The 21171-nt window shown below is 64.1% G+C and carries 23 protein-coding genes; 10 read left to right on the forward strand and 13 right to left on the reverse strand.

What is annotated here, in order from left to right; translation table 11 throughout:
* Positions 1 to 37 precede the first annotated feature (37 nt).
* Together C0Z18_RS23940 and C0Z18_RS23945 are read right to left on the reverse strand one after the other, a co-directional pair.
* A complete protein-coding gene (locus C0Z18_RS23940; protein WP_102647937.1) occupies positions 38 to 568 on the reverse strand; it encodes a GbsR/MarR family transcriptional regulator in 531 nt (176 codons plus the stop codon).
* Positions 569 to 655: 87 nt separating this feature from the next.
* Complete coding sequence (locus C0Z18_RS23945; RefSeq protein WP_102647938.1) at positions 656 to 1732, reverse strand: glycosyltransferase family 4 protein; 1077 nt, start codon at positions 1730 to 1732, stop codon at positions 656 to 658.
* A 196-nt stretch (positions 1733 to 1928) separates the two neighbouring features.
* On the opposite strand from C0Z18_RS23945, the gene hpaR reads away from it, so the two are divergent.
* Both hpaR and C0Z18_RS23955 read left to right on the forward strand, forming a co-directional pair.
* Positions 1929 to 2420, forward strand: a complete 492-nt coding sequence (gene hpaR / locus C0Z18_RS23950; protein ID WP_102647939.1) for a homoprotocatechuate degradation operon regulator HpaR — start codon at positions 1929 to 1931, stop codon at positions 2418 to 2420.
* The gene (locus tag C0Z18_RS23955; RefSeq protein ID WP_102647940.1) at positions 2417 to 3010 is read left to right on the forward strand and encodes an AAA family ATPase; all 594 of its coding nucleotides are present in this window, start codon (positions 2417 to 2419) and stop codon (positions 3008 to 3010) included. Before hpaR ends, C0Z18_RS23955 begins: the two co-directional genes overlap by 4 nt.
* A gap of 239 nt (positions 3011 to 3249) precedes the next feature.
* On the opposite strand, the gene C0Z18_RS23960 is transcribed toward C0Z18_RS23955, so the two are convergent.
* The 3 genes from C0Z18_RS23960 to panE all read right to left on the reverse strand — a co-directional run bounded on the left by C0Z18_RS23960 (position 3250) and on the right by panE (position 6008).
* Complete coding sequence (locus C0Z18_RS23960) at positions 3250 to 4347, reverse strand: saccharopine dehydrogenase family protein (RefSeq protein WP_102647941.1); 1098 nt, start codon at positions 4345 to 4347, stop codon at positions 3250 to 3252.
* 227 nt (positions 4348 to 4574) lie between these two features.
* Positions 4575 to 5039, reverse strand: coding sequence for an Lrp/AsnC family transcriptional regulator (locus tag C0Z18_RS23965; RefSeq protein WP_102647942.1), 465 nt, complete (start codon positions 5037 to 5039; stop codon positions 4575 to 4577).
* A gap of 36 nt (positions 5040 to 5075) precedes the next feature.
* Complete coding sequence (gene panE / locus C0Z18_RS23970) at positions 5076 to 6008, reverse strand: 2-dehydropantoate 2-reductase (RefSeq protein ID WP_102647943.1); 933 nt, start codon at positions 6006 to 6008, stop codon at positions 5076 to 5078.
* A gap of 241 nt (positions 6009 to 6249) precedes the next feature.
* Here panE and C0Z18_RS23975 point away from each other — a divergent pair, with 241 nt between their 5' ends.
* Positions 6250 to 6735, forward strand: a complete 486-nt coding sequence (locus C0Z18_RS23975; RefSeq protein ID WP_102647944.1) for a Spy/CpxP family protein refolding chaperone — start codon at positions 6250 to 6252, stop codon at positions 6733 to 6735.
* Positions 6736 to 6813: 78 nt separating this feature from the next.
* Positions 6814 to 7245 (forward strand): PGDYG domain-containing protein, encoded by a 432-nt coding sequence (locus C0Z18_RS23980; RefSeq protein ID WP_102647945.1) that lies wholly within the window; start codon positions 6814 to 6816, stop codon positions 7243 to 7245.
* A gap of 38 nt (positions 7246 to 7283) precedes the next feature.
* Here the strand turns inward: C0Z18_RS23980 and C0Z18_RS23985 are convergent, their stop codons facing one another.
* The 7 genes from C0Z18_RS23985 to C0Z18_RS24015 all read right to left on the reverse strand — a co-directional run bounded on the left by C0Z18_RS23985 (position 7284) and on the right by C0Z18_RS24015 (position 14321).
* Complete coding sequence (locus tag C0Z18_RS23985) at positions 7284 to 7649, reverse strand: DUF3022 domain-containing protein (protein WP_102647946.1); 366 nt, start codon at positions 7647 to 7649, stop codon at positions 7284 to 7286.
* Positions 7650 to 7735: 86 nt separating this feature from the next.
* Positions 7736 to 8809: a LacI family DNA-binding transcriptional regulator gene (locus C0Z18_RS23990; protein ID WP_102647947.1), complete on the reverse strand. Its 1074-nt coding sequence runs from the start codon at positions 8807 to 8809 to the stop codon at positions 7736 to 7738.
* A gap of 233 nt (positions 8810 to 9042) precedes the next feature.
* Positions 9043 to 10032, reverse strand: a complete 990-nt coding sequence (locus tag C0Z18_RS23995; RefSeq protein ID WP_102647948.1) for a 2-hydroxyacid dehydrogenase — start codon at positions 10030 to 10032, stop codon at positions 9043 to 9045.
* A gap of 5 nt (positions 10033 to 10037) precedes the next feature.
* Positions 10038 to 11324 carry an MFS transporter gene (locus C0Z18_RS24000; protein WP_102647949.1) on the reverse strand — a complete coding sequence of 429 codons (1287 nt, stop codon included), beginning with the start codon at positions 11322 to 11324 and terminating at the stop codon, positions 10038 to 10040.
* 114 nt (positions 11325 to 11438) lie between these two features.
* Positions 11439 to 12398 carry a sugar kinase gene (locus C0Z18_RS24005; RefSeq protein WP_102647950.1) on the reverse strand — a complete coding sequence of 320 codons (960 nt, stop codon included), beginning with the start codon at positions 12396 to 12398 and terminating at the stop codon, positions 11439 to 11441.
* A 78-nt stretch (positions 12399 to 12476) separates the two neighbouring features.
* A complete protein-coding gene (locus tag C0Z18_RS24010) occupies positions 12477 to 13277 on the reverse strand; it encodes a sugar phosphate isomerase/epimerase family protein (protein WP_233217457.1) in 801 nt (266 codons plus the stop codon).
* A gap of 102 nt (positions 13278 to 13379) precedes the next feature.
* Positions 13380 to 14321 carry a LysR substrate-binding domain-containing protein gene (locus C0Z18_RS24015; RefSeq protein ID WP_102647951.1) on the reverse strand — a complete coding sequence of 314 codons (942 nt, stop codon included), beginning with the start codon at positions 14319 to 14321 and terminating at the stop codon, positions 13380 to 13382.
* A 116-nt stretch (positions 14322 to 14437) separates the two neighbouring features.
* Between C0Z18_RS24015 and C0Z18_RS24020 the strand changes: the two genes are divergently transcribed.
* From C0Z18_RS24020 to C0Z18_RS24045, 6 genes are all read left to right on the forward strand, one after another.
* Positions 14438 to 15514 carry a YeiH family protein gene (locus C0Z18_RS24020; RefSeq protein ID WP_102647952.1) on the forward strand — a complete coding sequence of 359 codons (1077 nt, stop codon included), beginning with the start codon at positions 14438 to 14440 and terminating at the stop codon, positions 15512 to 15514.
* A 112-nt stretch (positions 15515 to 15626) separates the two neighbouring features.
* Positions 15627 to 16361, forward strand: a complete 735-nt coding sequence (locus C0Z18_RS24025; protein WP_102647990.1) for a glutathione S-transferase — start codon at positions 15627 to 15629, stop codon at positions 16359 to 16361.
* 103 nt (positions 16362 to 16464) lie between these two features.
* A complete protein-coding gene (locus C0Z18_RS24030; protein ID WP_102647953.1) occupies positions 16465 to 18198 on the forward strand; it encodes a ClcB-like voltage-gated chloride channel protein in 1734 nt (577 codons plus the stop codon).
* A gap of 152 nt (positions 18199 to 18350) precedes the next feature.
* Complete coding sequence (locus C0Z18_RS24035; RefSeq protein ID WP_102647954.1) at positions 18351 to 19694, forward strand: C45 family autoproteolytic acyltransferase/hydolase; 1344 nt, start codon at positions 18351 to 18353, stop codon at positions 19692 to 19694.
* A gap of 125 nt (positions 19695 to 19819) precedes the next feature.
* On the forward strand, positions 19820 to 20083 hold the full coding sequence (locus C0Z18_RS24040; RefSeq protein ID WP_102647955.1) for a hypothetical protein: 264 nt from the start codon (positions 19820 to 19822) through the stop codon (positions 20081 to 20083).
* A 50-nt stretch (positions 20084 to 20133) separates the two neighbouring features.
* Entirely contained in the window at positions 20134 to 20358 is a 225-nt protein-coding gene (locus C0Z18_RS24045) for a DUF2795 domain-containing protein (protein WP_102647991.1), read from the forward strand.
* Positions 20359 to 20399: 41 nt separating this feature from the next.
* Here the strand turns inward: C0Z18_RS24045 and C0Z18_RS24050 are convergent, their stop codons facing one another.
* Entirely contained in the window at positions 20400 to 21017 is a 618-nt protein-coding gene (locus C0Z18_RS24050; RefSeq protein ID WP_102647956.1) for a TetR/AcrR family transcriptional regulator, read from the reverse strand.
* Positions 21018 to 21171 lie beyond the last annotated feature (154 nt).

Genomic DNA, 21171 nt, shown 5'->3' on the forward strand with positions numbered 1-21171 from the left:
AAAAAAAAACGGGCCGTCGGCCCGCCATGCCAGCGCACTACGTCTTGCTTCCACGAACCGTCCGACTGATGCGCGCCCCGATACCCAGTGCCTTCATCAATGTTTCGGGCTTCAGTCGCAGCATCTCGTCGGCCCATGTGGTCAACGTTTCGAGAAATTCCATCGTCTCCTTGATCCGCTGCGCGCTTTCCTTCGGCTCCTGCGTCAACTCGGGACTCATCAAACAGTCGCGCAATACGGTCAGCGTCGGGTCGATCTCGCGTTGACGCCGCCCTTCCACGATCAACCGAAACAACTCCCAAACGTCGGTGGACGTCTGGAAATGGTCGCGCCGGTCGCCAATCGTGTGCGCCACGCGCACGAGGCGCCATGCCTGCAATTCCTTGAGGCTCGTACTGACATTCGAACGCGCGACCGAAAGCGTTTCCGCGATCTCATCGGCCGCCATCGGCTTACCGGCCAGAAACAACAACGCATGAATCTGAGCAACGGTGCGATTCACCCCCCACCGCGAGCCCATTTCGCCCCAATGGAGAATGAATTTTTCGGAAACAGGTGTGAGGTTCATAGGGCCAATATAGTTATTTCTGACATTTCAGTCAAGACAGAAATTTAAAAAGTCAAAAGCCCTACGCACGGGGCCCTGTGCCGTGACCTACCCTCGCACCGAGAGCGCCCGCACACCGCCGTCTCGAGCGCTACCGCCTTCCAGCAGCGCTTCATAGACGTCCACGTACTCGAGCGCCATGCGCATGCTCGTGAAGCGGGTTTCGAAGACGGTCCGGCAACGGCGTCGATCGATCGCGCCCAAACGCGCGATCGCATCGACCGCGGCATCCGCGTCGTCCACGATGTACCCCGTCACTCCATCGTCGAGCACTTCCGGAACCGCGCCGCAACCAAACGCAATGGTCGGCGTGCCGCACGCCATCGCCTCGATCATGACCATGCCGAACGGCTCCGGCCACTGAATCGGAAAAACCAGCGCGCGCGCTTTGGACAGCAATTCGATCCGCGCTTGGCCGCCCACCTCCCCCAAATAATCGACGGTATCGCGGTTGGCCTCGATCAACGGCGCGATCCGCTCTTCGAAATACTGCTTTTCGCCGGGATGCACCTTGGCGGCCATCTTCAGTCGCACCCCGGCCCGGCGCGCGATGTCGATCGCAAGATCGGGCCGCTTTTCGGGCATCATTCTGCCGAGAAATAGTAAGTAGTCCTCTGGATCTTCACACAGCCCGAAAGCCTCTTCGGGCAAACCGTGATGAATCGTCGCTTGCCAATTCGCCCAAGCAATCGGCTCTCGCTGGCAGTTCGATATCGACACGAGCGGCGCCTCGGAAAACTCACGGAGCAACGGGCCATGATCGGCCGGTAACAGGCGCCCATGCAGGGTCGTGACATGCGCGCACGGCAGGCGGCGCGCCGAAGGGAAGTACAGCGGGTCCGTATGAAAATGGACGACGCCGAAACGCCCGGCCCGTTGGACCACGGCTTCCACTTCGCGCACGTGATGCGTCAGCGTGTCCCATACCGCGGCGTCCCGCCACAATCCGCGCTCACAGATGGGGACGAGTTCGGCCGAGGTCGTCGAATCGGCGGTCGCGAATAGCGTGACATGGTGCCCGAGCGCGACCAGGGCCTCTGTCAGGTAATGAACAACGCGTTCCGTGGCCCCATATCCATAGGGCGGCACCGATTCGTACAACGGCGCGACTTGGGCAATACGCATCGATAGGCCTCCACGTCCAACGAATTTTCCGCGATCGCACCCTCGATAGGCGCGCGGCGCAGCGTGAGGGCAGATGCACGAGCCGTGCCCGTGTCTGCCCCGCGGCCGTTGCGCGCACATGCGCAATGACGCCAAGGCCCCGGCTCCCGCGGCAGGCTGTTAATATGCCCGGACGCCAATCCCTTCTTCCGCCATCATGACGCGTACGTTCGATCACCGGAATCTGGCCATGCTGTTGTTGCAGGCGCGCGAGGCGCTAATGGGCGTATTTCGGCCGATCCTGAAGGACTTTTCGCTGACGGAGCAGCAATGGCGAATACTTCGCACGCTCGATGAAGCGCCGCGCAACGAACTCGAAGCGGGCCAAATCGCCAAGTTGTCGTGCATTCTGAGCCCAAGCCTCACCGGGGTGCTCGATCGAATGGAGCGCGACGGGCTCGTGTCCCGTGAGCGGCCACCCGAGGACCAGCGCAAGTGGATCGTCGGCTTGACCCCGAAAAGCCGCGCGATGATCGCGCAAATCCGGCCGCGGGTCGATGCACAGTACGCGCTGCTCGAAACGCGCCTGGGCCAGCCGATGCTCGAGGACATCTATCATCGCCTCGATACGCTGATCGAAGCGGTGCCGGCCGGTCAAGATAACGGTGACACGATGGCGGCCGCTTTGGTCAAGGAGCCCGGCCTGTGACACACCTCGTTTTTATCTGCGGCCACGCCGGCACCGGTAAGACGACGATCGCCAAGCGCCTCGTCGGCTCGCTCATGCGCGAGACGGGCGAAGCGTTCTGTCTGCTCGACAAAGACACGCTCTACGGGCGCTACAGCGCCGCGGCAATGGGTGCATTGACGGGCGATCCCAACGATCGCGACAGCCCGTTATACCTCGAGCATCTCCGTGACCCGGAATACCAGGGGCTCCTCGATACTGCCAGGGAAAACCTCGAGTTGGGCGTCGGCGTGATCGTAGTCGGGCCGCTTTCGCGCGAAGTACGCGAGCGCAAGCTCTTCGATCGCGCCTGGCTGGGCATCGGAGCCGATATCGAAATTCGGATCGTCTGGGTCTACACGTCGGAAGAAACGGCGCATGCCCGCATCGTCGCGCGTCACAATCCGAACGACGCCTACAAGCTCGCGCATTGGGACGAATACCGGCAGCGCCGTTTCGTTCCGAGCGGATCGGCGCGCGAGGGTCTCATCATGTTCGACAACACGGCGCCGACGGCAGCCGAATTCGACGCGCTCTTACGCAACGTATTGAAACCGGCCGGGAACAGCTGAAAGCGGAAATTGCGCAATCGCTTGGCGGGAGGTTCGCCACGCATGCGCTGGCGCATGCGTGGCTGCCCTCTTCTTCGAGCGGCATTCTCGAGGCCCTGCTCAGTGCCGCTTCTTCTTCGCGGCGCGCCGCATGGCGCCGCCGCTCTCTCAGGCCGCCCTCGGTCCGGCGTTGCGCCGGACGGGCGATCGTCTCCCTCGGCTGTCGGCCGCGGCTGTGGCTATGGCTGTGCCCCCAATCGTTAGGCCGCCACCATCGTGTCGAGCGTCGCGCCTTCGTACAGACGGCCGAATCGGTTATCGAGAAACTCGACGAGCGAGACTTGCTCTTGCCGCACGAAGCCGTTTTGCGGCAGCTTGCCTTCGCGGAACAAGTCGAGCACCGCGCACATGGCGCCCGCCGTCGTGATTTGAATCGCGCTCATAGGCATGCCGCACACCGTCTTCGCGAAGATCTTGCGCGTGAAGACGTCTTGCACCAATTGACCGTTGCGCATGCCCGTCACCGTCACGAAGATCAACACGACGTCTTGCGCGGTGGACGGCACGGCACGGCGCATGATCGTCTTGAGCGTGTCGCGGTCTGTCGCCAGACGCAGATCTTCGAGCAAGAACTTCACGAGGTCGCGGTGGCCCGGATAACGCACCGACTTGTAATCGAGCGTTTCGACGCGGCCCGACAGCGTCTCGCACAGCGTACCGAGACCGCCCGACGTGTTGAACGCCTCGTATTCGGTGCCGTCGAGCGAAAAATGCTCGAGCCCTTCCAGCGGCTGCACCCATTGCGTACGCGCGTCGCGGATCGCTTCGCACGGTTGGCAATATTCGTTGATCAGGCCATCGACGCTCCAAGTCAGGTTGTACTTGAGCGCGTTGGTCGGAAACTCGGGCAGCGCCCCGACCCGCATCTTCACTTCGCGCACTTCCGAAAAGCGCTGGGCGAGTTCGTGCGCGGCAATGCCGATGAAGCCGGGCGCGAGGCCGCACTGCGGCATGAACGCGTGCGAGGCGCCGTCGGCGAGCGAGCGGATCGCATGCGTGGCACGCACGTCTTCGGTCAAATCGAAATAATGGACGCCCGCCGCCTTGGCCGCACCGGCGACATTCACGGCCAGGTAGTACGGCAGCGCATTGATGAGCACGTCGAAGCCTTCCACCGCCGCGCGAATCGCATTCGTATCGGCCGAATCGACGCGTTGCGTCGCAATGCCCTGCGCGGCCAGCTTCTCGAGCGCAACGCTATCGCGATCGAACGCCACGACTTCGTAGTCGCCGGTCTCACGCAACATATGGGCGATGGTATGGCCGATCAGCCCTGCACCGACGATGGCTACTTTCATGCGCTTCTCCTTCGTTTCATGTTTCGCGTTGTTGTGATCGTTATGCGCGGGTGCACGCCATGAGCGCGCCGTCGCGTTCGAAACAGTTTAGGAAGGTGTAAAAACGGAATATACGACCAAAATGCTGCGTTTCGACGTGACTTTTCGACGAAACGTCGGAACCCCACTACATTTCGTCGAAACGTGTCTTCGAAGGCCCTGCAGCGGGCCGGACGAGGCCCGGGATTTCAGTTGCCGAAGGTGCCGCGGTCGATCTTGCGGGCGAGGATGATGGAGGTGGTCGTGCGCTCGACGCCTTCCAACTGGCCGATCTGGTCGAGCAATTCGTTGAGGCGATCCGGCGAGGCCGCGCGCAGCCACGCCACGTAGTCGTACTCGCCGCTCACCGCGCACAGCAATTGCACCTCGGCCATCTTTTCGAGCCGCTTGAGCGCACTGGGGCCGAACTTCGGCGCGAGGATGATACCGACGTAGGCGTTGATGCTCGCGTCGAGCACATCTTGGCCAAGCCGCACCCCGTACCCGGCGATCACTTGCATGCGTTCAAGGCGCTCGATGCGCGCCAGCACGGTGGTGCGCGCCACGCTCAAGCGGCGGGCCAAGTTGGCAACGCTCTCGCGAGCATTCTCTTGTAGAAGCGCAAGGAGGTTGCGGTCGAGTTCGTCGAGCTGGTCGAGGCGCGGTGGTCTCATCGATTCGAAGCGGCTGGCAAGAATGAAAGCCCCGAATTATCGCCCATGCCGGGCTTCGTAGGCTTTGACGTGCGTATAGGCGAGCTCGAGCAGCGTCGGCGCCGCATCGGTGGGCTTTTCGGCACGGAGCCTTGCAAGCAGATCGCCGAGCACGTGATCGCCCTCGGTACGCAGACCGTTTTCGATATCGCGCAGCATCGATGCGGTCAGCGACGAGCCGGGCGCGAACAACATGGCGCGCGAGCGCTCGGCAAACGGCTCGCGCATGGCGTGCCCATGTTCGGCCGCCACCGAGGCGCATTCGTCGAACAGCGCGCGCATCGCGGCCTCGCCGCCGGGCGCGGACAAAATTTCGCCGACGCTCGCCCGGAACAAACAGGTGCTGCCGGCCAGTGTCGCCAGGAACACCCACTTTTCCCACATCTGCTGGACGATCGCATCGATTGCTTCGACGTCGAATCCGCCGGATCGCAACGCGCCCGCGATGGCCTCGACACGCGCACTCTTCGTCCCGTCCAGTTCGCCGAATACGATCGCGTGCATGTTCGTCATTTGGACGATCGCACGCGAAGCATCGAGCGTCGCCGCGATCAGACACACGCCACCCAACACGCTCGCGTTGCCGAAGCGGTTGCGCAGCACGTCCAAGTGCCGCATGCCGTTGAGCAGCGGCAATATCGTCGTGGACGGCCCGACCGCCGGCGCGAACGATGCCATCGCGCTGTCCAAGTCGTACGCCTTGCAACTGAGCAAAACGAGATCGTAGGGCGCGTCGATTTGCGAGCTGAGGACGGTCTTCACTTCGGAAAGCGTCGCATCGCCCCTTGGACTCTTGATGACGAGGCCGTTCGCGGCCAATTCCCGCGCCCGCGCTTCGCGTACGAGAAAAGTCACGTCTTGCCCCGCCAACGCCATCCGCCCGCCGAAATATCCGCCGACCGCGCCGGCGCCCACCACCAGAATTCGCATCTTCGATCTCCGAAATCGCCAAGTCCCAACGTTGCGGCAGCCACTGTAATACAGCGGCGCAAACCGTGCCCGCACAACAGATCGGTTTCAGATGTAAGCGTATGTCTCACCGCGCCGAAACCTCACCCTTGCCTGGTTACACTAACGGCGGATCAATGAACATGCGCCAAGCATGCAGGGTCCCGCGAGCCGGCACCGAGGCGCCGGCTTCGACTTCGTCCACACGACTGCAGGAGGTTCGATGAAACGGACAATCGTCATTCTCGCGTGCGCGCTCGCAACGAGCGGAGCGTTCGCGCAAGCGTCGGCGCCGCAAGCGGCGTCGGGCATGGCGGCCAGCGCGCCGGCCGATGCACGCGCAGCCAAGCGCGAGGCGCACGTCGAGCAGCGTATCGCATATCTGCACTCGCAACTGAAGATCACGGCGGCGCAAGAGCCGCAATGGAAGGCATTCGCCGACGTCATGCGCACCAACGGCCAAAACATGGGCCGTTTGTTCCGTCAGCGCACGCAGGCCGAACAAACGCAATCGGCGCTCGACAACATGAAGCAATACGCCGAAATCGCGCAAGCGCACGCGGACGACATGAAGCAATTGGTCGACGCCTTCCAGCCGCTTTACGACAGCTTCTCGCCCGAGCAAAAGAAGCTCGCCGATACGACGTTCCGGCAACCGCATGAGGCGGGCGAGCGCCGCGGCAAAACGGCGGCACCGGCCAAGAACTGATCGCGACCGAACGAAAGGCGTGCGCGTCGCGCGGTTTACCGCTACGCTCACGCCTTCTCGACGTTTGGCTTGCTTGCTATGAACGAATTGAAAGACATCGACCTGCGCGACGACCCCGGCGCGGGACGGTATGTGAAAGACGAGGTGGTCGCCGTCGAGTTCGCGCAGCAGCACGGCGAGTTGATGAGCCTCGAGGGGGCCAACCGTTACGCGCCCGGCGATGCACTGATCACGGGCACGGGCGGCGCACGTTGGGTCGTCGATCGTGCTCGCTTCGACGACAAATACGTTCCGGCGGATGCGGAGCTTGCGCACGGTGCGCCGGGCCGTTACCGAAACCGCCCCGCCGTCGTGCTGGCTAAACGCATGGATGCGCCATTCGCGATGGCTCGCCGGGCGGCAGGCGACGTATTGAACGGCAACGCCGGCGACTGGGTGTTGCAATACGCGCCGGGCGATTACGGCGTCGTGCGCGCCGACCGGTTCGCTCAGGTCTACCGGAGCGCGTAGCCGAATTGCCGTAGGCGCGCAAAGCGCCTCATGCCCGCCTACGCGAATTCGTCGCCGAGTTCGATCGTCACCTCGCGCGGCACGGCTTGCCCGGCCGCGTATTGCTCTTCCAGCGATCCGAGCGCGGCTTCCACGTACGCCCGCAAGACGGCAAAACTGCGTGCCCGCGCACGAGGCAGCGAAGCCCGGTAGCGCGCGAACGCGGGAGCGGCGAATTGAACGGTCAGCGTCATGCGGCGCGCCGTCGATCCGAACCGCATCGCAACCCACTGTACGTCTAGATACGGGGTACCGTTTTCTCCGCTGCGCTCGGCAAAGACCGTCTGCTCCGGAAAGAGGTCACTCGCGGCTTGCCCGAGCGCCTCGACGTCGGCGCTCGGGCATTCGAATCGGTAAAGTTCCATCGTGGGGCTCAATGCTTTGTGGTGCTAGCCACGCGCCACACTGCCTCGAAAGGGCATGCGCCGCGCGCGCCGTGTAAATCTATCGATCAGTCCTCTTCGCGCCAGGCGGTCGATCGGCGAACGACCAATTCACCGGCCAGCATCGCTTCGCGCGCCGGCTCCACGCCGCCTTCGATACGCTCGTGCAAGAACTCCACCGCGCGATAACCGATCGCGTAGGTGGGTTGGCGAATCGCCGTGACGCCGATCAACTCCGCCCATTCGGAGTCGTCGATCGACATCAGCGCCACGCGCTCCTGCCAACGCGAGCCATAGCGGGCATGCAAATGCAGGGCGAGCGAGAGCGCGACCGGACCGTTAGCCGCGAAGTATGCCACGCGCCGGCCGCCGGCCTCTTGCAAGTGCCGGTCCACGGCCTCATGCGTACGCGCGACCGCTTCGGCATCGCTCAGATCGAGCACCATGGTTTCGCCTCGCAACGGCTCGGCACCGGCGCCGCGAAGCGCATGCGCTTGTTCGAGCGCGGCGCGAAACGCCGCTTCGCGCAGGCGTCGCGAACTCACGCTCTCGTAGGGCTGCACGGCAAAACGGATATCGTCGAATCCTTGCTCGAGCAGATGCCGCATGCCCATCGCCACGGCTTCGCCGTTGTCGAGCCCCACCATGTCGGCCGACAGCCCCTCGATCGAACGGTCGACGAGCACGGCGGGCGTGCCGCCTTCGCCGACGGGACGAAGCGTTTCTTCCTCCACGCCGAGCGCATTGACGATGACGCCTTCCACGCGATAGGTCGTCATCAATTGCAAGTAGCGGCGCTCCATCTCCACTTCGTTGGCCGCGTTGCACACGAGCGGCATCAAACCGAGCGCGTGGCAGGCCGCTTCCACGCCTCGCAGCACGCCCACGGTGTAGGGATTCGTGATATCGGCGACGAGCAGTCCGACGAGGCGATTGCGTCCGCGCTTCAAGCCCCGGGCCATTTGATTGGGCCGGTAGTCGAGCCGCTTGATCGCGGCTTCGATGCGCGCGCGCAGATCCGAAGACAGGACGTTCGTCTCGCCGTTCAGGTAGCGCGACACGCTCGTCTTGCCGGTACCGGCTTCGCGCGCCACGTCGCTGATCGTCGCTCGGCGGGCGATGCCCATGGGGCCGATGCTCATCGCTCGGCGGCGCGGCGCGCGCCCGGGTCGAAAGATACGGAAACCAAGGCAAACCTCCTCGTCAAAGGCCCATGCGCGAGCACCTCTGCGCGGCACGGCGGATAGAGAAAAGCGCGCCGGGGCGCGCTTTGCAATTCGTTCGGTGGCGGCATCATAGCGCAGCGCTTCCCGACGCACCACCCGTGCAAGCGCACGGCCCGAACCTACGACTAATTCTAGTAGGCACGCGCGGCTCAGCGCCCCAAAACCTCGGGGTTCGCGACGTTGTGCGTGAGCCGTCCGGCGAGCGCATCGAGGAGATTGTCGGCGGCACAACGCGCCATCGCGTACCGTGTCTCGTGCGTGGCCGAACCGATGTGGGGCAACGCCACGACGTTACGCATCGCGAGCAGCGGCGAATCGGCCGCAAGCGGCTCTTGCTCGAACACGTCGAGCCCGGCACCGGCGATCGTGCCTTGCGCGAGCGCCGCGATCAACGCCGCCTCGTCGACGATCGCGCCGCGCGAGGCATTGATGAGGATCGCGCTGCGTTTCATCGCGCGCAGCTCGGCTGCGCCGATCAGATGCCGCGTTTGCGGCGTGAGCGGCACTTGCAGGCAAACGAAATCCGATTGCGACAGCAGCTCGGCGAGCGGGACGTGCTTGGCGCCATACGCGCGCTCGGCGGCCTCGTTCGGATGCCGGTTCGTATAGAGCACGCGCATGTCGAAGCCGAGCGCGGCTCTGCGCGCGAGCGCACCGCCGATGCGCCCCAACCCGACGATGCCGATCGTTTTGCCGTTCACATCCACGCCGTATTGGTCCGGGCCGATGCTGCCGTGCCAGTGGCCGGCCTTGACCCACTCGGCGAGCTCGACCACGCGCCGTGCGCTCGACAAGATCAGCGCGAATACCGTATCGGCGGTGGATTCCGTGAGCACGTCGGGCGTATGCGCGAGCACGATACCGCGCCGGGTCAGATCGGCCAGATCAAAGTTGTCGACACCGACCGAGATCGTCGAGATCGCTTTAAGCTTCGGCGCGCGCGCGACCATCTCCGGCGTCACCTTCACGCTTGCGCCGATCGCGCCGTCGGCATCGGCCCATGCGGCGCCGAGGGCATCGGCGAGCGCTGCGTGGCCGCCACCGTGCGCGGGCGCCAGTTCGACGACTTGCGCGTGGCGGCGCAGATCATCGAGCACGTCTTGCGGCAATTTTTTGTAGACGACGATCTTCGGTGTCATTCGGCTCATTTCCCGTGGGCAGTGGCCCGCGCCGTGAGCATCGCCTCGCCCGCGGGCTGCGCCTTGACGGCGAGCGTGAACAATACGGCGGCCACGAGCGCTACGCTCATGAACGCGTACGACGCCGCGGGCGAGCCCGTCGAGCCATTCAGATAACCGACGAAGTACGAGCCAACGAACGAGCCGAGCGCGCCCATGCTGTTGATGAGCGCCATCGCCCCGCCCGCCACGTTCTTCGGCAGCAGCTCGGGGATGATGGCGAAGAACGGTCCGTACGGCGCGTACATCGCAGCCCCGGCCACGACGAGCAGCGCGTAGGACCACCAAAAATGCGTGGAGCCGACGGCATAGGAAAGCGCGAACGCAACGGCGCCCACGAGCAGAAACGGCCACACGAAGGCTTTGCGTGCGTCGAGCTTGTCGGAAGCCCAGGAAGTCACGAGCATGGCGACCGTTGCCATCAAATACGGCAGCGCCGAGAGCCAGCCTGTCGCGACCATGCCGAGCGCGGAGCCGTTTTTCAAGATCGACGGCAACCACAAAACGAAGCCGTAGACACCGATACTCCAGCAGAAGTACTGCGCGCACAGCTTGACGACGGCGGGCGAGCGGAACGCTTCCGCGTAATTGCGCACCGGCTTGATGGCTGCTTGCTCGGCCGCCAAGGTTTGCTCGAGCGCGCGCTTGTCTTGCGCCGAGAGCCAGGCGACCTCGCTCGGCTTGTCGCGCGCTACGAACCACCAGCACACGGCCCAGACGATCGCCGGGGCCCCTTCGACGACGAACATCTCGCGCCAACCGAATGCGTGCACGAGATAGCCCGAGACAACCGACATCCAGAGCACCGTGACCGGATTGCCCAGAATCAAGAAGGTATTCGCGCGCGAGCGCTCGGCTTTCGTGAACCAGTTGCTGATGAAAATCAACATGGCCGGCATGACGGCGGCCTCCACGACGCCCAGCAAAAACCGCAGCGCGATCAGCGACGCGATATTGCTCACGACACCCGTGAGTGCCGCGCAGCCGCCCCAAAGCACGAGGCTGACGAACACGAGGCGTCGTACGCTACGCCTTTCCGCATAGATCGCACCGGGAATCTGGAAGAAAAAATAGCCGAGAAAGAACAACGCGCCGATCAACGAGGCAAGCGAGGGACTGATCCCCAAGTCCTTGTTGATGCCGGCTGCGGAGGCGAACCCGAAGTTCGCGCGGTCGAGGTAAGCGAGGCTGTAAGTGATGAAAACGATCGGCATGATCATCCACCACCGGCGAGGTGCAATCGTGACGGGCATGGGTGTCTCCTCCTATGCTGCGTTTTAAATGAGCAGCGGCGAAAAGCTCCGCCTGCTCGCTCCTGTTAGGCGTGAAGTGTAGGCAAACGCGAAGGCGTGCGCTGACAGCCCGGCTCAAACCGGAGCGCTCGACTTCTCGAGCCGCTCCAGTTCAACGCGCGTGGGCAGACCTTCCGAGTCGCCGATTACTTGGATCGCCAACGCGCCGATGCGGTTGCCGCGCGCCACCGCGCTCGGCAGGTCGCGCCCTTCGAGCAGCGCGCTGACCACGCCGACGGCGAACCCATCGCCCGCCCCGACCGTATCGACCACTTGCGCCACCGGTTGCGCGGCGACATAGCCCGAGGTATCCGCCGTGCGGAAATACGCACCCTGCGCGCCCAGCTTGACGACGACCCCGCGCACACCGAGATCCAGATAAAACCGTGCGATGTCTTCGGGCGCTTCGTAGCCCGTGAGCACGAGGCCCTCGCCTACGCCGGGCAGCACCCAATCCGACAGCTCGGCGAGCGCATTGAGCGAGGCAGCCATGACTTCGCGCGAGGACCATAGCGTCGGGCGCAGGTTCGGGTCGAACGAGATCGTCTTGCCCGCGGCGCGCATCGATTGCGCGAGACGAAAAGCGAGTTCGCGCGAAGAAGCCGAGATGGCCGGGCCGACGCCCGTCAGATGCAGATGCCGCGCTGAGTCCACGTACCGGGGATCGAAATCGTCGATCGACAGGTGGCTCGCGGCCGAGCCTTTGCGGAAATACTCGACGCTCGGGTCGCCGCCCCCCACCTCCTTCGACTTGAGCTGAAAGCCGGTTGGGTAGCGCGTGTCGATACTCACATGGCTCGCATCGATGCCTTCACCCGCGAGCGTATCGAGCACGTAACGTCCGAACGAGTCGGCGCCGACGCGGCTGATGTAGCCGACCCGAAACCCAAGCCGCGACAATCCGATCGCGACGTTCAAATCCGCGCCGGCGATGCGTTTCGTGAAATGCTCGACCGCCGCAAGCGGGCCGGCATCGTTCGCCACGAACAGCGCCATGGCTTCACCGTAGGTCAACACGTCGATCGCGCTAGACATCTATGCCTCCTTTATTCAACCCTTCCAACCGTGCCGCACCTTCGCTCTTCTCTTCGTCACGGCACAGCGCGTGGCGTTTCATGCCGCGGCAAGCCAGGCGACATGGCGCTTCGCATCGTCCTCGATCGCGTGCTCGTCCAGCGGAAACTCGATCCCTCTAGGGGCGGTGCGCGGCAGCGTGCCGAAAATGGCCCGGATACCCGGGTCCTCCGCCTTCGGAGCAACCGGAAAGCGTCGTGCGCCATGCCCTTCGGACGACTTGCAATGCACGTACTCGACATAGCGCGCAAGCGCCCGGGCCGCGTCGAGCGACGCTTGCCCGGCCCAATCCCAATTGCCGATGTCGAAGGTCATCCCGAGCACGTCGGCGGCACCTTCTTGCGCGAGCGCGGCGAACAGCGCCTCGAACCGAGCGATCGTACCGTCGCCCTGACCTTGGCCGTTTTCGACGACGAGCCGAGCCCGCCGCCCCGCCCCGACGCGCGCGATGCGGGCGCCGTCGGCCTGTCCCGCGAAACCGCCCAATTGCAACTTTAGCCACCGGGCACCGAGCGCGTCGGCTTCCGTGTACGCGCAGGCCAGCGCCGCCGCATCCAATCCGCCGTCGTCCCGATAGAGCGCGGTGGGAGTCGAATAGACCGACCATAGTCCCCGAGCATCGATCGCGGCGCCCAGCGCGCGAAGCGCCTCGAACGAAGCCTCCGCCTCATGCGAGAACAGCTCGCGGCGCACTTCGAATCCGCTCGCGCCGGCACGCCGCACCGTATCGAGCCAGGCCGCGTGCCCGGCGCGCCGCACCGCTTGCGCCCCGAAGGCGCTCGCCACGACGACGACTTCCACTGCGTCGCCGCTAGATGAGGTGCCCGCCATGTTCGACATAGAATGGAACCGGTTCCAAATCACACTGAAAAAAATCGAGCGGTAGGCTCGAATGGCGTCATCTTGCCCGCAGCCTCGGCACGCTCGCCATCATGGTTATCCCTACGGATGCGGCGCCGGCTCGAATTTCCGCGAACTGGACGATGCGTCGTGGGCGGAGGCTGTGCAAAGCGCTAAAAAGCCCGCGGCCACGCGCGATGGCGCACCCTCATGCGGCACGAGGATCGAGAAGTGGCGCGTGAGCGGTTCGGGAACGATCGACAGTTGCACGAGCGCGCCGTCCTCGTGCCGCATCGACATGGCGGAGACGAAGCCCACCCCCATCCCCGCGCGCACGGCCTCCTTCACGCCCTCGACGCCCGCCACGTTCAAGGCGACTTGCATGGCGAGACCGGCCGCCTCGTACGACTGCTCGACGAACTGCCGCACACCCGAGCCCTCTTCCCGCATCACGATCGGGTACCGGCCCACGTCCGCCAACGTCGGATTCGCGCCTTCGTGCACGGCCCGTTCCGCCAGCGGGTGGCCACGCGGTACGATCGCTACGACCGAGTCCTCGCGCCACATCCTTACGCCCGTGCCTTCCGGCAAATCCGTCCCGACCGGCCCTTCGATCATTGCGATGTCGAGCGCCCCGAGCGAAGCAACGATTTCACCCGTATTGCCGCCCGCGGTCTGAATCTCGACTTCGGGATACCGGCGCTGGAACTCGGCGATCAAGTACGGCAGCAGATAGCTGGCGATCGTCGTACTCGCCCCGATACGCAAGGTGCCACGCCCAACGCCCCGCAGTGCGTCGCGATACGCCTGCGCCTGGTGGAACGCGTCACGCACTTTCAGCGCGTACTCGGCCAGTTGCGCACCGCTTGGCGTCAGCCGGACGCCTCGGCCGTCGCGCCGGTAAAGCGGCTCGCCGAATTCCTCCTGCAATTGGCGCAACTGCCCCGATACCGCGGGCTGCGACAAATGAAGCGCCTCGGCCGCGCGGCTGATGTTCAAGCGCTCGGCAACGGCAGCGAAAGTTATCAGTTGATCGGGTGTCATCGCGGGAGAAATATCGGTAATGCCGATATATTACGTCACAAATGACGATTTTTCATAAGCTTATATCTAATTTAGGATTGGACCATCGCAATCGAGTCCGCCTAGAGGCACCCCAGATGTCCCATTCGCCTACCCTGTCACATTCGTCTTCGATAACGTCGCATGGCCAGCTCAACGGCATCTTGTTCGTCGCGCTGTTCGCCGCCGCCGTCATCCGGTTGGCCGCCTTGCCCGCCATTGCTGGGTTGGGCGTTAGTCCGCTGATCGTCGGTATCGTCGGCGGCGCCCTCTACGGCAATACGTTGCGCGCCGGTATGCCCGCGCACTGGGCGGCCGGCGTGAATTTCTCGGCGCGCAAGCTGCTGCGTATCGCGGTAGCGTTTTTCGGGCTGCGCGTCAGCCTCCAAGAAATCGCGCAGGTCGGGCTTCCCGGGCTGACCGAGTCGGTGCTGATCGTCGTCAGCACGCTCGTGCTCGGGACGTGGCTCGGCATGAAGCTCATGAAGCTCGATCGCGATACCGCCATTCTCAACGCCGCGGGCAGCGCCATTTGCGGCGCCGCCGCCGTGCTCGCGTTCGAATCGACGCTGCAGTCGAAGCCGGAAAAAAGCGCCGTCGCGGTGGGCAGCGTGGTGCTGTTCGGCACGCTGTCGATGTTTCTCTATCCGCTGATGTACCGTGCCGGCTGGATTCATCTCGACACGCTCGGCGTCGGCCTGTTCTTCGGCGGCACGATTCACGAGGTGGCGCAGGTCGTCGGCGCGGCCAGCAACGTCGGCGCGGAGGCCACCCATATCGCCACGATCGTCAAAATGACGCGCGTCATGCTGCTCGTGCCGGTACTGCTGTTGCTCGGTGTTTGGCTGGCGCGCTCGGCTCGCCGCGATGCGGGCGGCGCATCCGGCCAGACGCACGGCTCGCGCAAAATCGCCGTGCCTTGGTTCGCGCTCGGCTTTCTGGCTTGCGTGCTCGTGAACTCTCTGCACGTCTTGCCCGCTCTCGCCACGCAAGCCGTCAACGCGCTCGATACCTTCGCGCTCACCATGGCGATGACGGCCCTCGGCATCGAAACGCATATATCGCAAGTGCGCAAAGCAGGCCCGCGCGCGCTGGCCACCGGTTTCATCCTCTACGTTTGGTTGATCGCCGGCGGCTTGGCTATTACTTGGGGCGTCCAGCACGTGTTCGCCTGATCATGCCGATCGCCCGATCGGGCAGGCCGCGCGCCGCTCCCTCGCGTTGTCGCCCCCCTCACCGGGGAGCGATGATAGAGGGGCGGCGCGTCGCCGCTTTCCGGAGATGCAGATGCCTTACGAACTCTATTATTGGAATGGATTGCAAGGCCGCGGCGAATTCGTCCGGCTCGCCTTGGAAGAGGCCGGGGCGCCTTATGTCGACGTCGTCCGCGGCAGCGAAGACGAAGGCTTGGGCGATGCGGCGATGATGGCGCTGCTGAACAGCAAGACGGAGCCATCGATTCCGTTCGCGCCGCCGTTTCTAAAGGACGGGGATCTGATCGTGTCGCACACGGCCAACATCCTGCTCTATTTGGGCCCGAAAATCGGCCTCGCCCCCGAGACCGATCAGCGTTACGTCGTCCATGGCTTGCAGTTGACCATCGCCGATATGGTGACCGAGGTGCACGATACGCATCACCCGATCGCGAGCGGCCAGTACTACGAGGACCAAAAAGCGCCGGCCAAGGCGCGGGCGACCGATTTCCTCGCGCATCGCCTGCCCAAGTTCATGCACTACTTCGAGCGCGTGCTGGCCCAAAATCCGCACGGCGCGCAGCACCTCGTGGGCGAGCGACTGACGTACGTCGACTTGTCGATGTTTCAGTTGATCGAGGGACTCCATTACGCTTTTCCGCGCGCCACCGCGCGCTTCGCATCGCACTATCCGCGCCTCGCGGCGTTACGCAAAGCCGTCGCGGCGCGTCCGAACATCGCCGCTTATCTGGCCTCCGATCGCCGCCTGCCGTTCAACGAAACGGGCATTTTCCGGCATTACCCGGAGCTCGATAGTGCCGGCCATTGAGCGGTACGGGCAATCCGAGCGGACGGGGGCATTCGCGAGCCCCCCGCCGATGCTATGCTTGCGCTCGCGCTAATTTCATCGAACCCGAGCCGACGTTTTCTCAGTGCTTTCATTCCTGCTTCGACTGCGCGCGCGCGCACAATCGCTGTTTCGTCTATCCGAAGCCCACACGATGCTCGTTTGGGCCGTCGTCGTCGGCGTGCTCGGCGCGTTCGCCACGGTCGCGTTTCGACATGCGATCGACGCATTCCAATGGGCGTTATCGGGGCGCAGCGGCAGCTTCGTCGCCATGGCGCAAGCCCTGCCCTGGACCGTCCGGTGGTGGCTGCCGGCCGCGGGAGGATTGATCGCCGGGTTCTTCCTCATCGTCGCCCGGCGCAGCGCCGATAAACAAGCCAATTCGGATTACATGGAAGCCATCACGATCGGCGATGGCGTCGTGCCGATTTGGCATAGCGTATGGCGCAGCGTTTCCTCGCTGTTTACGATCGGCTTCGGCGGATCGATCGGCCGCGAAGGGCCGATGGTGCAACTCGCCGCGTTGGCAGGCTCCGTCGTCGGCCGCTGCGTCCATTTCGATCCGGCGCGGCTGCGCCTGCTCGTGGCCTGCGGCGCGGCCGCGGGGATCACCTCCGCTTATAGCGCCCCCATCGCCGGCGCGTTCTTCGTCACGGAAATCGTGTTCGGGTCGATCGCGATGGAGAACTTCGGCCCGATGCTGGTCTCGTCGGTCGTGGCGAACATCGTCATGCGCGAATTTTCGGGCTATAAGCCGCCGTACGAGATGCCGGTGTTTCCGGCCGTCGCCGGCCCCGAAGTGCTGCTGTTCGTCGCGCTCGGTCTACTGTGCGGCGCCGTCGCGCCGCAATTTCTCCACCTGATCGAATCCTCGCGCGCCCGCTTTCGGCGCCTGCCGGTGCCGCTACCCGTTCGGCTCGCGCTCGGCGGCGTCATCGTCGGCATCATCTCCGTCTGGGTGCCGGAGGTCTGGGGCAACGGCTACAGCGTCGTCAACTCGATCCTGCACTCGCCTTGGACCTGGAGCGCCCTCCTCGTGGTGCTCGCATGCAAAATCGTCGCGACGGCGGCCACCGTGGGCTCGGGCGCCGTCGGCGGCGTCTTTACGCCGACGCTGTTCGTCGGTGCGACGCTCGGGTCGCTGTTCGGCCTGCTCGTCCACGGCTGGTGGCCGCATGGCACCTCGGGCGCATTCGCCTATGCGATCGTCGGCATGGGCGCGTTCCTCGCCGGGGCGACGCAAGCCCCGTTGATGGCGATCCTCATGATCTTCGAGATGACGCTCAGTTACCAAGTCGTCTTGCCGCTGATGCTCTCGTGCGTCGTCGCCTATTTCGTCGCCCGCGCGATCAACAAGACCTCCATGTACGAGGTGACGCTGCGCCGCCATGCCGACGAGCAGGAACGCACACGCTTGCGGGCCAGCCAGGTCAGGGAACTCGTCAAGCCCGCCGACACCGTCGTTCGCCTGGACGCGTCCGTGCAGGACATGGCCCGCGTCTTCTTGGAATACCCGGTCAAATACCTGTACGTCACCGACGACGCGGGGCTTTTCCGCGGCGTCGTGGCCTTGAAGGACATCACCTCCGATCTGCTCGAAAAACGCGACACCTCGTCACGCACGGCCGCCGACTATCTGCAGCCTCAGTTCGCCGTGCTGACCCCCGAGATGCCGATCGGCACGGCGTTGCAGCATTTCCTCGCATTCCAGGGCGAGCGACTGCCCGTCGTCGCGTCCACCGCGGCGCCGACGCTCGTCGGCGCCGTCTACAAGACGACGCTGCTCGACGCCTACCGTCGGATGAATCCCGCTATCTGACCCGCTCCCGGGGACCACGCGGCCGACGTTCGCCGCGATGGCAAAGCGCCACATATTTTCTACAATGAAAAGCAGGCCGCCGAGCCCGCCGCGCGCCGCCCCCCGGCGCGCCCAGCGCAGCCCTTTCGATCGCTAGTCGATCAGGAGCGAAGATGAGCGAACCGTCCCTCGACGCCGTGCGTCGTGACCACGCGGGTTGGATTTTCGTGCATATCGAAGGCGAACCGTACGATCGCGGCGAGATGCACGGTAAATTGCTCGCCAATGAAATCAAGAACGCGATCCGAACCGCGAAGTACCTGGCGAGTTGGGAGACGGGAGAGGATTTCGAGACTTTCACGAAGGCAGCCGTGTCGCAATTCGCGTCGAAGCTCGACACCGAGTTCGCCGACGAAATCCAGGGCATCGCCGACGGCGCCAAGCTGCGGTTCGACGAGGTGCTCGCGTGGAACGGCTATATGGATCTGCTGCAAAGTTGGTGGCCCGCGCAATTGGCCCAGCACCCGACCGAGTTGGACGGCAAGCACTCACCGAGCCGGCGCGGCCATCATTGCAGCGCGTTCATCGCAACGGGCAGCGCGACGCGCGACGGACGCATCGTCATGGCGCATAACTCTTGGGACCGCTACGCCGCGGGCGATGCGTTCAACGTGGTATTCGACATCGTGCCCGATTCGGGCCACCGCATCATCATGCAAGGCCTACCGGGCTGTATCTCGAGTCTGACCGACTTCTGGCTGACCTCGGCCGGGCTCATGGTCACGGAAACGACGGTGTCGAATTTCGCCGGCTACAACAGCGCCGGCGCGCCGGAGTTCTACCGCTCGCGACGGGCCACGCAATACGCGAACAGCATCGGCGACTGGTGCGAGATGTTCTCGTTATCGAACAACGGCGGCTACGCCAACAGTTGGCTGCTCGGCGATACGAAAACGGGCGAAATCGCGCGCTACGAACTCGGCCTGCATTATTCAGGGTTCGAGAGCACGAAGGACGGCTTTTTCAGCGGTTACAACAGCGCGACCGACCGGAAGATTCGCGACCAGGAATGCGTCCACGAAGGTGAAGGCGAAAACGCGGGCGACGCGCGCAACAACGGTGCACGCCGCCTGCGGTTCATGCAGCTAGCCGAGATGCACCACGGCAAGATCGACCTCGAGTTGGCCAAACAGATGATCGCCGACCATCACGACGTCTATCTGAACCGCGACGACAGCCCGTCTTCGCGCACGATTTGCGGTCACCTCGAACTGGACGACGTACGCTCCGGCGGGACCGATCAGGGTCCGTTCAATCCATGGGGTGCGAGCGACGGCAAGGTCGTCGATAGCGAGATGGCGCGCGACTTGGCGTTTTGGGCCCGTTGGGGCCACCCGTGCGGAAAACCATTCGACGCTCAAGCGTTCATGAAGCGCCATCCGCAGTGGAATTGGCTAAACGGGTATATGCGTGACCGGCCGTCATGGCCTTGGACGCGCTTTGAGGTGCTGCGTTAGGGCTACGATGGGTCGTGGCCCAGGCACGAGGCGTGCTGCGAAATGTGGCGCAAAGCAAGAGACGTCGGACCCGATCGACCGGTCCGGACGCATCGACGCACGCCCTATCGAAAGGAGGTCGAGCGATGAAAGTCTCGACAATGACAACGATGGCCCTACTCTCGGCTTCGTGCTTCGCGGCACCGATACATACCGGCAAATTCGACAGCGCCACGGCTCACGCCGCGTTGGCCGCCGCCCGCGCCAATGCCGCTCCGGTCGCACCGCCCGCGCCGGACGTCATGAGCGATCCGGGCGCCTTGCGTGGACATTGGCGCCGCATCGCGTTGCCTAAGCAGCATGAACTGGCGAGCCACTTCGCCGCCCATGAACGGAGGGCCCGTACGTGAACGCACCCGGGAAGCGACAGCCTTCATCCTCGACGGCGAAGACGCCGGACCTGTCGGCCGTGCCGGCCGAGGCGATCGACTTGCAGATCTCCGACGTCCTCGGCGCGGTGCGATATCCCGCCAATAAGGACCGTCTCGTGGACGCGGCGCGCGACGCCGGTGCGAGCAACGAGCTGCTGGCCATCCTCGATGGCTTGCCCGAACAAGACTACGCGGGCGTCGACGACGTCACGCGATTGATCGGCAGCAATTACGGTCCGGGGCTCGGGCTGTAAGCGCCCCGCTATGGGCGCCGGGCAAATCGCTCGTTCGGCGCTCAGTGCGCGCCGAATACCGCCTTGGCGAAGAATCCCGCCAGCACGGCTTCGGTCAGGTCGTCGGTGATGTACTGCGGGTCGCACATGCGAAACGACTGGACGCCCTCGCACAGCCCGATCAAACCGAGCGCGAGTACTTCCGCCGGCATCTGCAACGGCGTACCGACACGCTGCGCGAAAGCGCGCGCATAGCCCGTGAAAAACGCATGCTTTTCGCGCGAGAACGCGTTGAAGTGCACGCGAAACTTCGCATCGCGCGAGGCCAGCAGCTTCGCCTCGGCCCACAGCAAGAAGCAGCAGTCGTTCTCGCGGAAAAACTGGCTATAAAACGCGAGCGCGCGTGCCTCCATTTCTTCTCGCGTCGCCCCGTCTTGCAAAATCGAGTTCAGATCGATCTGCATCCGTTCATGGTCGCGCCGCAACAGCTCCATCAGCAGCTCGGCCTTGCTTCGAAAATTCGAGTAGAACGCCCCGCGGGTGTAACCGGCCGCTTCCGCGACGTCTTCGACGCTCGCGGCCACGAACCCCTTCTTCATAAAAATCGTCTGCGCAGCATCGAGCAGCCGCAGGCGCGTCTGCTCTTTGCTCTCTTCACGGGTCAAGCGTTTGCGTTTCATGACGCGCAGTTTAGCACCATCGTTCAATTTAATCCGGCTTTGCATCCAAATACATACCTGTATTAGAATCCGCTCCTGTAGTTGGAACCGGGTCCGGCGGCGATCGCTCCGAGCGCCGCGCGGCCCTTGCCTTGCGAGCCTCACGCGCTTGCTC

Origin of the sequence: Trinickia dabaoshanensis (assembly GCF_002879885.1) — a bacterium.
Taxonomy (GTDB): Bacteria; Pseudomonadota; Gammaproteobacteria; order Burkholderiales; family Burkholderiaceae; genus Trinickia; species Trinickia dabaoshanensis.